This is a genomic window from Streptomyces luteosporeus (assembly GCF_039532865.1).
GTDB classification, from domain to species: domain Bacteria; phylum Actinomycetota; class Actinomycetes; order Streptomycetales; family Streptomycetaceae; genus Streptomyces; species Streptomyces luteosporeus.
Genome location: NZ_BAAASL010000028.1, coordinates 1 through 12874 on the forward strand (window position 1 = coordinate 1; position 12874 = coordinate 12874).

11 protein-coding genes are annotated in these 12874 nt (G+C 75.8%); 7 read left to right on the forward strand and 4 right to left on the reverse strand.

Translation table 11 applies throughout. From position 1 onward, the window contains the following. Positions 1-530, reverse strand: a 530-nt coding sequence (gene ftsL / locus ABD361_RS27765; RefSeq protein WP_344439277.1) for a cell division protein FtsL, incomplete at its 3' end; no start/stop codon positions are given. Continuing rightward, on the reverse strand, positions 527-1486 hold the full coding sequence (gene rsmH / locus ABD361_RS27770; RefSeq protein ID WP_344439279.1) for a 16S rRNA (cytosine(1402)-N(4))-methyltransferase RsmH: 960 nt from the start codon (positions 1484-1486) through the stop codon (positions 527-529). The genes rsmH and ftsL, both read right to left, overlap by 4 nt. Positions 1487-1780: 294 nt before the next feature. Here rsmH and ABD361_RS27775 point away from each other — a divergent pair, with 294 nt between their 5' ends. The 4 genes from ABD361_RS27775 (at position 1781) to ABD361_RS27790 (ending at position 7266) form a co-directional block, all read left to right on the forward strand. After that, the gene (locus tag ABD361_RS27775; protein WP_344439281.1) at positions 1781-2338 is read left to right on the forward strand and encodes a beta-class carbonic anhydrase; all 558 of its coding nucleotides are present in this window, start codon (positions 1781-1783) and stop codon (positions 2336-2338) included. A 196-nt stretch (positions 2339-2534) separates the two neighbouring features. After that, positions 2535-3545, forward strand: coding sequence for an AAA family ATPase (locus ABD361_RS27780; RefSeq protein WP_344439283.1), 1011 nt, complete (start codon positions 2535-2537; stop codon positions 3543-3545). Continuing rightward, the gene (locus ABD361_RS27785) at positions 3545-4909 is read left to right on the forward strand and encodes a DUF58 domain-containing protein (protein ID WP_344439285.1); all 1365 of its coding nucleotides are present in this window, start codon (positions 3545-3547) and stop codon (positions 4907-4909) included. Before ABD361_RS27780 ends, ABD361_RS27785 begins: the two co-directional genes overlap by 1 nt. Continuing rightward, the gene (locus ABD361_RS27790; protein WP_344439287.1) at positions 4906-7266 is read left to right on the forward strand and encodes a transglutaminase TgpA family protein; all 2361 of its coding nucleotides are present in this window, start codon (positions 4906-4908) and stop codon (positions 7264-7266) included. Before ABD361_RS27785 ends, ABD361_RS27790 begins: the two co-directional genes overlap by 4 nt. A gap of 81 nt (positions 7267-7347) precedes the next feature. Here ABD361_RS27790 and ABD361_RS27795 read toward each other — a convergent pair whose 3' ends face one another. Together ABD361_RS27795 and ABD361_RS27800 are read right to left on the reverse strand one after the other, a co-directional pair. Continuing rightward, a complete protein-coding gene (locus ABD361_RS27795) occupies positions 7348-7731 on the reverse strand; it encodes a DUF3040 domain-containing protein (RefSeq protein WP_344439289.1) in 384 nt (127 codons plus the stop codon). A gap of 451 nt (positions 7732-8182) precedes the next feature. Beyond that, complete coding sequence (locus ABD361_RS27800; RefSeq protein ID WP_344439291.1) at positions 8183-8938, reverse strand: methyltransferase domain-containing protein; 756 nt, start codon at positions 8936-8938, stop codon at positions 8183-8185. A gap of 248 nt (positions 8939-9186) precedes the next feature. Between ABD361_RS27800 and ABD361_RS27805 the strand changes: the two genes are divergently transcribed. Genes ABD361_RS27805 through ABD361_RS27815 form a run of 3 tightly spaced genes read left to right on the forward strand, consistent with a single transcriptional unit; the run spans position 9187 to position 12765 of the window. Next, positions 9187-10017 carry an ATP-binding cassette domain-containing protein gene (locus ABD361_RS27805; protein ID WP_344439293.1) on the forward strand — a complete coding sequence of 277 codons (831 nt, stop codon included), beginning with the start codon at positions 9187-9189 and terminating at the stop codon, positions 10015-10017. Continuing rightward, positions 9989-12115, forward strand: coding sequence for a YhgE/Pip family protein (locus tag ABD361_RS27810; protein WP_344439295.1), 2127 nt, complete (start codon positions 9989-9991; stop codon positions 12113-12115). The genes ABD361_RS27805 and ABD361_RS27810 overlap by 29 nt, the downstream gene beginning before the upstream one ends. Positions 12116-12150: 35 nt before the next feature. Beyond that, on the forward strand, positions 12151-12765 hold the full coding sequence (locus ABD361_RS27815) for a TetR/AcrR family transcriptional regulator (RefSeq protein ID WP_344439297.1): 615 nt from the start codon (positions 12151-12153) through the stop codon (positions 12763-12765). Positions 12766-12874: the final 109 nt, after the last annotated feature.

Here is a 12874-nt window from a genome sequence, read left to right on the forward strand (position 1 = left end):
CGCCGCGCTGCTCGGCAGGCGGCGCGGCGGGCGCACGGCCCACGGGCGGCCGTGCTCGCGGCGGGCGCCTGCGGGGCCACGGCCGCGGGGGGCACCAGCAGCGGGTCGGGGGCGGTGGCCGGCTCGCGCGGCGGCGCGGGCGCGGTGTACGAGGCCGGGGCGGCGGGGTCCTCGGTGCCGGCGGGTGCGGGGACGCCCCGTACGGTGCCGTCCGGGCCCAGGAAGGCCGGGCTGCCGCCGGGGACCATGCCCATCTCGCGGGCGCGGCGCTCCAGGGCGTCGGGGGCGGCGAGCTGGTCGACCTCCTGCTGCAGGGCCTGCTGCTCGTCGGTGAGCTCGGTGGTCTTGCGCTGCAGCCTGCTCAGCTCGAAGGAGCCCTGGTTGAGGGAGGAGTTGAGCAGCAGCAGGGAGATCAGCCCGGAGCCCAGCAGCACCACGACCAGCAGGACGAAGGGGGTGCGCCGGGCGCCGGCGGGCCCGGCCGGCAGGACCCGCGCCAGGCGGGTGCCGCGCCGGGCGGCCGGGCTCACCGGACGTCCTCGCGGATGCGTTCGACGCCGCGCAGCCGGGCGGGGGCGGCCCGCCGGTTCTCGGCGACCTCCTCCTCGGTGGGCAGCTCGGCGCCGCGGGTGAGGAGCTTCAGGCGCGGCTGGTACTCCTCGGGCACCACCGGCAGCCCGGGCGGGGCGGTGCTCGTCGCGCCGGCCGCGAAGACCGACTTGACGATGCGGTCCTCCAGCGACTGGTACGACAGCACGACGACGCGGCCGCCGACGGCGATGGCCTCGACGGCGGCCGGGATGGCCGCCTCCACGCTGGCCAGCTCCCCGTTGACCTCGATGCGCAGGGCCTGGAAGGTGCGCTTGGCCGGGTTGCCGCCGTGCCGCTTGGCGGCCTGCGGCAGGGCGTCGCGGATGAGCTCCACGAGCCGGGCACTGTTGGTGAAGGGCTCCTTCTCGCGCTCGCGCACGATGGCGGAGACGATGCGCTTGGCCTGCTTCTCCTCGCCGTACGCGCGCAGGATGCGCACCAGCTCGCCGGGCGGGTAGCTGTTGAGGACCTCGGCGGCGCTCATGCCGGTGGTCTGGTCCATGCGCATGTCCAGGGGGGCGTCCTGGGCGTAGGCGAAGCCGCGGTCGGCCTCGTCGAGCTGCATGGAGGACACGCCGAGGTCGAACAGGACGCCCTGGACGCGGTCGATGCCCAGGCGCTCGAGCACCTCGGGCAGCTCGTGGTAGACGGCCCGCACCAGCGTGGCGCGGTCGCCGTAGGGCGCCAGGCGCTCGGCGGCCAGGGCCAGGGCCGAGGGGTCGCGGTCGAGCGCGACGAGCCGGACGTCGGGGAAGGTCTTCAGCAGCGCCTCGCTGTGCCCGCCCAGGCCCAGGGTGCAGTCGACGACGACCGCGCCGGGGGCGGCGAGGGCAGGGGCGAGCATGTCCAGACAGCGCTGGAGCATGACGGGGACGTGTCGCGCGTTGCTGCTCATGCGCCCTTCAGTCGGCTACGGCGAGCGCGGCGGCACGCACCCGCCGGGTCCCCGCCCGCTCGAAGGGGAAGAGGTGCGGCCGGGCGCCGGGGAAGGGACGCCGGGACGAACCGGAGCGGGAGGAGGCCGAGGGGTACGTACGCACCGTGCCACGTGGTGGTTCTTCGGTTCCGGGGAGCGTCGGGCCTCCCACTTCGCGCCACTTTAGTGCACTCGTCCCCCCGGTCAACCAACCGACCAGCGCGTCCCGCTCGCGGGGTGCATCGCGGCAGGACGGCGACTACCTTGATCTCCATGTCGATATCGCAGCCACCCTCGCCGTCGCCGTCCCCCGCCTCCCCGGAACGGCAGGAACCCACGGTCACCGACCGTCTGGTCGAGGCCAACGCCCGCTACGCCGAGCACTTCACCGACCCGGGCATGGACGCCCGTCCCGTCCTGAAGGTCGCGGTGGTGGCCTGCATGGACGCCCGCATCGACCTGCACGCCGCACTCGGCCTGCAGCTGGGTGACTGCCACACCATCCGCAACGCCGGCGGTGTGGTCACCGACGACATCATCCGCTCCCTCACCATCAGCCAGCGCGCGCTGGGCACCCGCTCCGTGGTGCTCATCCACCACACCGGCTGCGGCCTGCTCAACCTGACCGAGGACTTCCGCCACGAGATCGAGGCCGAGGTCGGCCAGCGGCCGGCCTGGGCGGTGGAGGCGTTCAAGGACCTCGACCAGGACGTGCGCCAGTCCATGCAGCGCGTGCGCACCTCCCCCTTCCTCCCCCACCGCGACGACGTGCGCGGCTTCGTCTTCGACGTCACGACGGGACGGCTGCGCGAGATCGACCCGCGGCCGTGAGGCCCGCGGTCGGGGCGGCGCACCCGGGCCAGTTATCCACAGGCGGTGACGGGACGCCGCGCGGGCGGACAGAATGCCGGAAGGACGCCCGGCCCGAAGGCGCGGTCGGGGCGTCCGCGCCACGGGGCTGGGCCGGGTGGAGTTCGTCGGGATGTCCGTCGGGCCCCGGCCCTTGGGACGGGCCGAGGAGGGCCGGGTGACGACCTATGACGAGCGAGCGGGCCTGAGCAGCGATCCGAGCGAGCTGACCGCGACGGCGGAGCGGGTGCGCCGGTCGGTGGAGAGCGTGATCGAGGGCAAGCCCGAGGTCGTCCGGGTCGCGCTGACCGTGCTGCTGGCCGAGGGGCACCTGCTCATCGAGGACGTGCCGGGCGTGGGCAAGACGATGCTCGCCAAGGCGCTGGCCCGGTCGGTGGACTGCTCGGTGCGCCGCATCCAGTTCACCCCCGACCTGCTGCCCTCCGACATCACCGGGGTGAGCGTCTACGACCAGCAGCGTCGCGACTTCGAGTTCAAGCCCGGCGCGATCTTCGCGCAGATCGTCATCGGCGACGAGATCAACCGGGCCTCGCCCAAGACGCAGTCCGCGCTGCTGGAGTCGATGGAGGAGCGGCAGGTCACCATCGACGGCCACACCTACGAGCTGCCCAGCCCCTTCATGGTGGTGGCCACGCAGAACCCCGTGGAGATGGAGGGCACCTACCCGCTGCCCGAGGCGCAGCGCGACCGCTTCATGGCGAGGGTCTCCATGGGCTACCCCGGCCCCGAGGCGGAGCTGCGGATGCTCGACCTGCACGGCGGCTTCTCCCCGCTGGAGGAGCTGCAGCCGGTGGCGCACGCCGACGAGGTCCTCAAGCTCGTCGACGCCGTGCGCGCGGTGCACGTCTCCGAGGCCGTGCGGCGCTACACGGTGGAGCTGGTCACCGCCACCCGGCACCACCCGGAGCTGCGCCTGGGCGCCTCGCCGCGGGCCACCTTGCACCTGCTGCGTGCGGCGAAGGCCGCGGCCGCCCTGGCCGGGCGCGACTACGCGCTGCCCGACGACGTGCGCGCGCTGGCGGTGGCGGTGCTGGCGCACCGGCTGCTGCCGACGGCGCAGGCGCAGCTCAACCGGCGCACCGCCGAGCAGATCGTCGCCGACATCCTGCGGCACACCCCGCTGCCCGACCCGTTCGGGCAGCAGCCGCCGGGCGCCCGGAGGCGGTGATGTCCGCCCTCTCCTGTCCGCCGGAGCGCACCGGCGGGCGCGGCGGGCTGCGGGCCGCCTTCGGCGGGCTGACCACCCGGGGCCGTTCCTTCCTCGCCGCGGGCCTGGCCGCCGCCGGCTGCGCGTACGTCCTGGGCCAGGCCGACCTGTTGCGGGTGGGTCTGCTGCTGGCAGTGCTGCCGGTGGTGTGCGTGGTGGTGCTGCACCTCACCCGCCACCGGGTCGCCGGCAGCCGGCAGCTGTCGCCGGCCCGCGTGCCCGCCGGCGGCGAGGCCCGGGTCGACCTGCGCGTCACCAACGTCTCCCGGCTGCCCACCGGCCTGCTGATGCTGCAGGACCGCCTGCCCTACGTGCTCGGGCCGCGCCCGCGTTTCGTCCTGGACCGCATGGAGCCGGGCGCCCGGCGCGAGGTGTCCTACCGGATCCGCGCCGACCTGCGCGGCCGCTACCCGCTGGGGCCGCTGCAGCTGCGCCTGACCGACCCGTTCGGCATGTGCGAGCTCACCCGCGGCTTCAGCGCCCACGACACGCTGACGGTGGTGCCGCGCACCGAGCCGCTGCCGCCCCTGCGGCTGGGCGGCGAGGCCGCCGGTCACGGCGACGGCAGCCTGCGCTCGCTGGCCCTGGCCGGCGAGGACGACGTCATCCCCCGCGGCTACCGGCACGGCGACGACCTGCGCCGGGTGCACTGGCGCTCCACCGCCCGCCACGGCGAGCTCATGGTCCGCCGGGAGGAACAGCCGCAGCGGGCGCACGCCACCGTGCTGCTCGACACCCGGGCGATCGCCTACGCGGGCGCCGGCCCCGACGCGCCGTTCGAGTGGGCGGTCTCCGCCGCCGCCTCCGCGGCCCTGCACCTGCTGGAGCGCGGCCTCGCCGTCCGGCTGCTGACGGACACCGGCGCGAGCGTGCCCGGCCCGGACGGCTTCGGCGGCCCCACCGGCCCCGGCCCGCAGGGGGCCGACGCGGCCGGCCTGCTGCTCGACACGCTCGCCGTCGTCGACCACTCCGAGGAGGACGGCCTGTCCGCCGCCTACGACGCACTGCGCACGGGCGGCGGGGCGGGCCTGCTCGTGGCCTTCCTCGGCGCCCTCGACGACGAGCAGGCCGCGGTGGCCGCGCGGATGCGGCAGCGCGCCGGCACGGCCGTGGCCTTCGTCCTCGACAGCGTCTCCCGGCCCGTCCCCGCCCCCGGGCGCCCCGGGGGCCGGCCGGCCGCGGACCGCCTGGACGTCCTGCGCGCCGCGGGCTGGACGGCGCTGGCCGTCGGCCCCGGCACCCCGCTGGCCGCACTGTGGCGGCTGGCGGCCTCCCCCGAGGCACGCACAGCGGCAGCGGGCGGCGCGGCGAGGGGGCGGGCATGAGCGGGCGGACGCGACTGGCGATCTGCGGGCTGCTGGCCACCCTCGCCGCCTCCTGCGCCATGCTGCCCCTGGTCGAGCGGCCCGTGTGGGTCGTCCAGGCCGCCGTGCTGCTGGCCCTGCAGACCGCCGTCGGCGCCGCGACCCGCCGGGTGCCGCTCGCCCGCTGGCTGACGCTCGCGCTGCAGGCCGCGAGCACCGTGCTGCTGCTCACCCTCGTCTTCGCCCGCTCCCGGGCCGTCGCCGGGGTGCTGCCCGGCCCCGACGCCCTGGCCGGGCTCGGCGAGCTGCTGCACCAGGGCGCACAGGACGTGGGCCGCTACGCCATCCCGGCCCCGGCCACGCCCGGCATCCGGCTGCTGCTCGTGGGCGGGGTCCTGGCCGTCGGACTGGTGGTGGACGCGCTCGCGGTCACCTTCCGCAGCGCGGCCCCGGCCGGGCTGCCCCTCCTCGCGCTGTACTCGATCGGGGCCGGGCTGGCCAAGGGCCACACCGGCTGGCTGTGGTTCCTCGCCGCGGCGGGCGGCTACCTGCTGCTCCTGCTGGCCGAGGGCCGCGACCGCCTCGCCCGCTGGGGGCGGGTCTTCCCCGCCGGCACCCGGCCACCGGGCGCCTCCGGCGGCCCGGCCGCGACGGCCGGCGGGCCCGCCCTGGCCCCGGTGCGCACCGGGCGGCGCATCGCCGCGCTCTCGCTCGGCATCGCCCTCGCCCTGCCCGCCGCGCTGCCCTCCATCGGCGGCGGGCTGCTCGGGGCCCGCGGCCAGGGCGAGGGCGACGGGCCGGGCGGCGGCACCATCTCCGCCGTCAATCCGCTGGTGTCCCTGCAGAACAGCCTCAACCAGCCGGAGAACCGCGAAGTGCTGCGCTACCGCAGCACCTCCCAGTCCGTGCAGGACCTCTACCTGCGCATCGTCGCCCTCGACCGGTTCGACGGCGCGTCATGGCGCGCCTCCGAGCGCCGCATCACCGACGTGCCCAGCCCCCTGCCGACGCCCGCCGGGCTGTCGCCGGCCACCCGCGTCACCCCGGTCGGCACCTCCGTCGCGGCCGCCTCCGGCTACGGCCAGAACTATCTGCCCATGCCGTATCCGGCCGCACAGGTCACGGCACCGGGCAAGTGGCGCTACGAGCCCGCCGGGCGCACGCTGGTCGGCGACCACGGCCAGACCACGCGCGGCGTGCGCTACCAAGTCACCAGCCTGCACGTGGAACCGACGGCCGCTCAGCTCGCCGCCGCCCCCGCACCGCCCGAGGACCTGCTGCGCGAGTACACCAAGGTGCCCTCGTCCGTGCCCGCGGTCGTCGCGCAGACGGCCCGCGAGGTGACCGCCGGCGCCGCGAACGCCTACGAGCAGGCCGTCCGGTTGCAGGACTGGTTCGCGGTCAGCGGGGGTTTCCGCTACGACACCGAAGCGGCCGCGGGCGGCGGCACCGACGCCATCGCCCGCTTCCTGCGCGACCGGCAGGGCTTCTGCGTCCACTTCTCCTTCTCCATGGCCGCCATGGCCCGGACGCTGGGCATCCCGGCGCGGGTGGCCGTCGGCTTCACCCCCGGCACCCCGCAGTCCGACGGCTCGGTGTCGGTGGGCACCAAGGACGCCCACGCCTGGCCCGAGCTGTACTTCGAGGGGGCCGGGTGGACGCGCTTCGAGCCGACCCCGAGCCGGGGGACGACACCGGACTACAGCGTGGCGCAGCAGGCCCCCGTGCCCGACCCGGGCGCCCCGCAGCCGGCTCCGCGCCCGCGCTCGGTGCCGTCCGGGGTGCCGGCGGCCCCGCAGGGCTGCCCGCCCGAGCTGAAGAAGCTCGACGGCTGCACGGCCCCCGCGCAGCAGGCGGCGGGCGGCGCTTCCGACGCCGGCCCCGGGCCGCTGACCGTGGTCGCGGTGGTCCTGGCGGCCCTGGCCGCCCTGCTGCTGCCGGCGCTGCCGCTGCTGTGGCGGGTGACGGTGAGGGGCCGGCGGCTGGCCGGAAGGGCTCCCGAGCCCACGCTGGCCGCCTGGCGCGAACTCACGGACTCCGCGTGGGACTACGGAGCGCTCGTCCACGATGACGCACTGACACCACGGATGGCCGTGGACCACCTCGTTCGCACCGCGGGCCTGGCCGGCGCGCCCGCCGAGGCGGCGGGGCGCGTGGCGGTGGCGGTGGAGCAGGTGCTGTACGCGCCGCCGGGGCGCGCCGGCGCCCCGGACGGCACGGCCGTCACGGCCGATGTCGCCGTGGTGCGCGGGGCCCGGCGGGCGGCGGGGCGGCGCCGGGCCCGCATACGGGCCGTGCTGGCGCCGCGGTCCGCGGTGCGGCTGCTGTGGGCGGCGCGGGCCCGCTGGGCCCGGGCCACGGCGCGGCTGCGCCGCTGAGGCGCGCCCCTACGGGGGGCGCTGCGTACGCCGCGGGGCCGGCGACGACGATGTCGTCCCGGCCCCGCGAGCGCAGAAGTGTCAGTGGCCCTGCTCGTCGCGCCGGCGCTGCCAGCGCTGCTCGATGCGGTCCATCATGCCGCGGCGGCGCGGCATGTGGAGGCCGCCGCCCCGCTGGGGAGCCGCGCCGGGTCGCGGCGCCTTGCGCCAGCCCGTGACCGCCAGCACCGCGCAGCCGAGCATGACGAGGAAGCCGACGACGCTGATCCAGATGATCTGGGCGACCATTCCGGCCATGAGGAGCGCGATGCCCACCAGAAAACCCGCGACCGCCTGGTAGACCCGTCGCCGGGTGTACGTACGCAGGCCGCTGCCCTCGAGCGCTGTCGCGAACTTGGGATCTTCGGCGTACAGCGCTCGCTCCATCTGCTCGAGCATGCGCTGCTCGTGCTCCGAGAGCGGCACGGAGTCCTCCTACTCGTCGGTCGCGGGGGGCGACCGGGGTGCGACCCTTTCAGGATAGGCAGGGAATCGCCCCCGTGAAACCCGCCCCTGTGCGCCAATTCGGCCACCGGACCCGGTGTGCGAACGATGCCGTCGGGACGTACATTCCCTGCCCGCCGACCCGCCATGCCGGACGGTGTCCCTCGATCATACGGGGCGGACGCCCTGATCGGGCGGGCCGTGCACCGGCCGCGGGCAGCGGCCGGAACCAGCGGCGGACCTTCGCCATGCGGCACCACGGGCCCCGTCAGGGGCGCGGGGAACTGCGCGATCGGCCACCGACGGCCCGCAGCCGACGAACCACCCGGGGCCCGGGCGCAGCACAGCACTCCGTCTGCGGGCGCGTTGTGGTTTGTCGCGCCCGCGCGGCGGAGCCGCAGATCGACACTGCCCCGCGCCCCTGACGGGGCGCCTAGCCGCGTTCCGCCAGGACGTGCAGCTGCGTGGCCACGGAGTGGAACGCCGGCAGCTCGGCCGCGGCGGCCTCCAGCTGCAGCAGGGCGTCCATCGCGCCCGGCTCGGCGTCGACGAGCACGCCCGGCACGAGGTCGGCGAAGACCCGCACGCCGTGCACGGCGGAGACCTCCAGCCCGGCGCCGGTGACGTACGCCGAGAGCTGCTCGGCGGTGAAGCGGTGGGAGAGCGGGTCGCCGGCGCCCCACAGGCCGGCGGGGTCGGTGAGGGCCGTCCGCGCCTCGGTGAAGTGCCCGGCGAGCGCGCGGGCGAGGACGGCGCCGCCGAGGCCGGCGGCGAGCAGGCTCAGGGTGCCGGAGGGGCGCAGGGCGGCGACGGCGTTGCGGACGGACTCGGCCGGGTCCTCGACGTACTCCAGGACGCCGTGGCACAGCACCACGTCGAAGCCGTCGCGCTCGACGACGTCGAACAGGCCGTGGGCGTCGCCCTGGACGCCGCGCACCAGGTCGGCGACGCCGGCCTCGGCGGCCCGGCGCTCCAGCGCGAACAGGGCGTTGGGGCTGGGGTCGACGACGGTGACGCGGTGGCCGAGCCGGGCGAGCGGGACCGCGAACTTCCCGGAGCCGCCACCGGTGTCGAGGACCTCCAGGGCCTGCCGGCCGGTGGCCTCGACCCGGCGGCCGAGGGCGTCGCGCAGGACGTCCCAGACCACGGCGGTACGCAGGGATGCCCGGGGGCGCAGGGGGTCGGACACGGCGGATGACTCCTCGGCGGTGACGGCGGTGACAGCAGTGACGGCAAAAAGGCGGTGACGGCTGTGCGCTGATCGGCGTGTGGTGATCGGGGCCAGCCTACTGGGGCCGCCGTCCGGCCGCCGCCGACCGGCTCCGACCTGCGCGAACTCCCCGGAGCGGACCCCGGGTTGAGGCCCGCGCGCCGCGTCCGCCATACTTTTTGCACTGACTGGTCAGTTCAGGGTTCACCGAGCGCATCGGAGGGCGCATGAGCAGCGGCACCGCACCGGACGGAACCACGGGCACCGCGGCGGCGATCGCGGCCCGCGGCCTGGGCGTCAAGGGCCCGCGCGGCTGGGTCTTCCGGTCCGTGGACATCAGCGCGCCACCGGGCTCGCTCGTCGCGGTCGCCGGCCCCTCCGGCTCGGGCCGCACCTGTCTTCTGCTCACCCTCACCGGACGTATGCGCCCCGGTGCCGGAAGCGCCGAGGTCGCGGGGCTGCCGCTGCCGCGCCGGATGGCGGCCGTGCGGCGGGTGAGCGCGCTCGCGCACGTACCGGGCGTCGCCGAGCTCGACGCCTCGCTCACCGTGGCCGAGCACCTGCGGGAGGGCGCCCTGCTGCAGCAGCGCTTCGGCGGTTCGCTGCGCGGCCTGCTGCGACCGCGCGCCGGGCGCGCCGCGGCGGCGGCCCGTACCGACGCAGCCCTGGCTGCGGCCGGGCTGGACGTCGAGGCCCTGCCCAAGGGCGCCCGGACCGTCGTGCGCGACCTGGGCCGGCTCCAGGCGCTGCGGCTCTCGCTCGCCGTGGCGCTGCTCGGCGGACCGCGGCTGCTCGCCGTGGACGACACCGACCTCAAACTCTCCCCCGCCGAACGGCAGGCCGCCTGGGCACTGCTGCGCTCGCTCGCCGCGCGGGGCGACATGACGGTGCTCGCCGTGTGCTCCGAGGCGCCCGAGGGCGCCGTCGTGGTGCGCACCGATACCAGCGGCACCGATGCCGCCGACACCGATCCCGCCGGCACCGAGCCGGACACCCCCGATGCCGACTCCACGACGAAGGGAGGGGCGGATGCGCTCGCCGAAGCTGGCCGCCCTTGAGCTGAAACGATTCGGCCGGGGCCGGCTGCCGCGGGCCGCGCTGGTGGCGCTCCTGCTGCTGCCGCTGCTCTACGGCGCCCTGTACCTGTGGTCGTTCTGGGACCCCTACGGCCGGCTGGACAAGGTGCCCGTCGCGCTCGTCAACGAGGACCGCGGCACGACGGTGGACGGCAAGCGCCTCGCGGCGGGCGACACCATCGTCCAAGGGCTGCGCGAGAGCCGGACGTTCCAGTGGCACGAGACGGATGCGGCGCGGGCCCGCGACGGGCTGGACAAGGGCCGGTACTACCTCTCGCTGACCATTCCGGCCGGCTTCAGCGAGAAGCTCGCCTCCAGCTCCGGCGACCGGCCCGTCACCGGCGCCCTGCAGGTGCGCACCAACGACGCCAACAACTACATCGTCGGCCAGATATCCCGTTCCGTCTTCTCCGAGGTCCGCGCGGCGGCCTCCCGCAAGACCTCGCGCTCCTTCTACGACAAGATCTTCGTCTCGTTCTCCTCCATCCACGGCAAGACCGTCCAGGCGGCGCAGGGCGCCGACCAGCTGGGGGAGGGCATCGACAAGGCGGGCAAGGGCGCCGGCGACCTGAAGAACGGCCTGACCGAGGCCCGCCGCGGCAGCGGCAGCCTTCAGGACGGCGTGGGCAAACTGCAGGACGGCGCCGGCACCCTGGACACCGCCTCCGGCGAACTCGCCGCCGGCGCCGGGAAGGTGGCCGCCGGCACCCAGCAGCTCGCCGACAAGGTCAACCGCGCGGCCCGCGAGGGCGGCGCGTTCGTCAAGGACAACGCCGAGGAGATCGGGCGGACCGCCCGCCTGGTGGCCACCGCCGCCGGCACCCTGCGCGAGCACCTGTCCGACCTGCCCTCCCCCGCCACGGCGGCCGCCCTGGCCCGGGCCGCGGCGGACAGCGCGGACGCCCTGTCCGCCGCGTACGACAAGAGCTGCACGAGCGCCCCGGCCGACTTCTGCCCCGCCCTGCAGAAGGCCGTGACGGCCGCCCGCCGCTCGGCGGACGCGGCCGAGCGCCTGCACACCCTCGTACAGAACAAGAACGGCGAACTCGGCGCGCTCTCCGGCAAGCTGGAGACCCTGCGCACCTATGCCGGGCGCCTGGCCGACGAGGCCCCGCGCCTGGGGCAGGACATCGACAGTGCCGTCGCCAAGGTCAACGCCCTCAACGACGGCGCCCAGCGCCTGGCCGACGGGGCCGGCCGCATCCACCAGGGTGCCGGCCGCCTGCACAGCGGGCTGGGCGACGCCAAGGACGGCGCGGCCCGCCTCGACGGCGGCATCGGCAAGCTGCGCGACGGCGCGGACACGCTCGAAGGCGGCATGGTCAAGCTCTCGGACGGCTCGGCCAAGCTCGCGGACGGACTGCACGACGGCGCATCGAAGATCCCCGACTACGGGCCGAAGGACCGCGACGCGCGCACCGACGTGATGGCCGACCCGGTCCGGCTGGCCTCCCAGGCCCTGCACAAGGCCCCCAACTACGGCACCGGCTTCGCCCCGTACTTCATCCCGCTGTCCCTGTGGGTCGGTGCGATGGTCGCCTACATGCTCATCCCGCCGCTGAACCGGCGGGCGCTGGCCACCGGGGCGCCCGGCTGGCGGATCGCGCTCGCCGGCTGGCTGCCGGTCGTGGGCGTCGGCATCCTGCAGGCCGGAGCTCTGCTGGCCGTCCTGCACTGGGCGGTGGGCCTGCAGATGGCGAACGCGGCCGGCACGGCCGCCTTCCTCGCACTCGTCGCCGCCTGCTTCGCCGCGATCGTGCAGTGGCTGGGGGCCCGCTTCGGGCCGGCCGGGCGCATCCTCGTCCTGGCCCTGCTCATGCTGCAGCTGACCTCGGCGGGCGGCACCTACCCGGTGCAGACCAGCCCCGGCTTCTTCAACGCCCTGCATCCCTTCCTGCCGATGAGTTACGTCGTCGACGCGCTGCGGCACCTGATCACCGGCGGCCCGTCGGCGCCGGTGTGGCAGGCGTGCGGCGTCCTGGCGGCGTTCACCGCCGGTGCGCTGGCGCTGACGGCATGGGCGGCGCGCGGCAAACAGGTCTGGTCCGTGGACCGGCTGCACCCGGAGCTGAGTCTGTGAGCGCGCAGGCGGTCGGTCCGGGGAGAATCACCCGCATGGAAAGCAGCGGTACGCGCCGGCAGAACACCCGGCGCCGGCTCTTCGAGGCAGCGGTCACCCTCATCGCGGAACAGGGCTTCTCCTCCACCACGGTGGACGAGATCGCCGAGCGCGCCGGCGTCGCGAAGGGCACGGTCTACTACAACTTCGCCAGCAAGACCGTCCTCTTCGAGGAGCTGCTGCGGCACGGCATCGAGCTGCTGACCGACTCCCTGCAGGCCGCCGCCGACGACGCGGCCGGGCGCGGCGGCAGCCGCGTGGACGCGCTCGACGCGATGATCCGCGCGGGCCTGAACTTCATCACCCGCTATCCGGCGCTGATGCAGCTGTACGTGGCGGAGCTGTGGCGCACCAACCGGGCCTGGCAGTCGACGCTGATGCAGGTGCGGCGCAAGGCGATCGCGGTCATCGAGTCGGTGCTGCGGGACGCGGTCGCGGGCGGCGAGCTGAGCGAGGAGATCGACGTCCCGCTGACGGCCTCGGCGCTGTTCGGCATGGTGCTGGTGGCGGCGCTGGACTGGCAGTCGTTCCAGCCGGAGCGGTCGATCGACGAGGTGCACTCGGCCCTCTCGCGCCTGTTGCAGGGCCGGGTCAGCGGCGCACGGCCGTAGCGGTGCGGGCCGATCCCCCTCGGCCCGCACCGCCACGGCTCTCCCCCGTGTTCCCCCGCGTTCCCCCTGGTCTCCCCCGTCGCGTCGAGGGCCGCCGGGGCCGTTCCGC

What these genes read in the sequence shown, in the direction of transcription:
- rsmH (WP_344439279.1), bottom strand. Translation starts at nt 1,486, where the DNA reads ATGAGCAGCAACGCGCGACACGTCCCCGTCATGCTCCAGCGCTGTCTG.
- ABD361_RS27775 (WP_344439281.1), top strand. Translation starts at nt 1,781, where the DNA reads ATGTCGATATCGCAGCCACCCTCGCCGTCGCCGTCCCCCGCCTCCCCG.
- ABD361_RS27785 (WP_344439285.1), top strand. Translation starts at nt 3,545, where the DNA reads ATGTCCGCCCTCTCCTGTCCGCCGGAGCGCACCGGCGGGCGCGGCGGG.
- ABD361_RS27790 (WP_344439287.1), top strand. Translation starts at nt 4,906, where the DNA reads ATGAGCGGGCGGACGCGACTGGCGATCTGCGGGCTGCTGGCCACCCTC.
- ABD361_RS27805 (WP_344439293.1), top strand. Translation starts at nt 9,187, where the DNA reads ATGAGCAGCGGCACCGCACCGGACGGAACCACGGGCACCGCGGCGGCG.
- ABD361_RS27810 (WP_344439295.1), top strand. Translation starts at nt 9,989, where the DNA reads ATGCGCTCGCCGAAGCTGGCCGCCCTTGAGCTGAAACGATTCGGCCGG.
- ABD361_RS27815 (WP_344439297.1), top strand. Translation starts at nt 12,151, where the DNA reads ATGGAAAGCAGCGGTACGCGCCGGCAGAACACCCGGCGCCGGCTCTTC.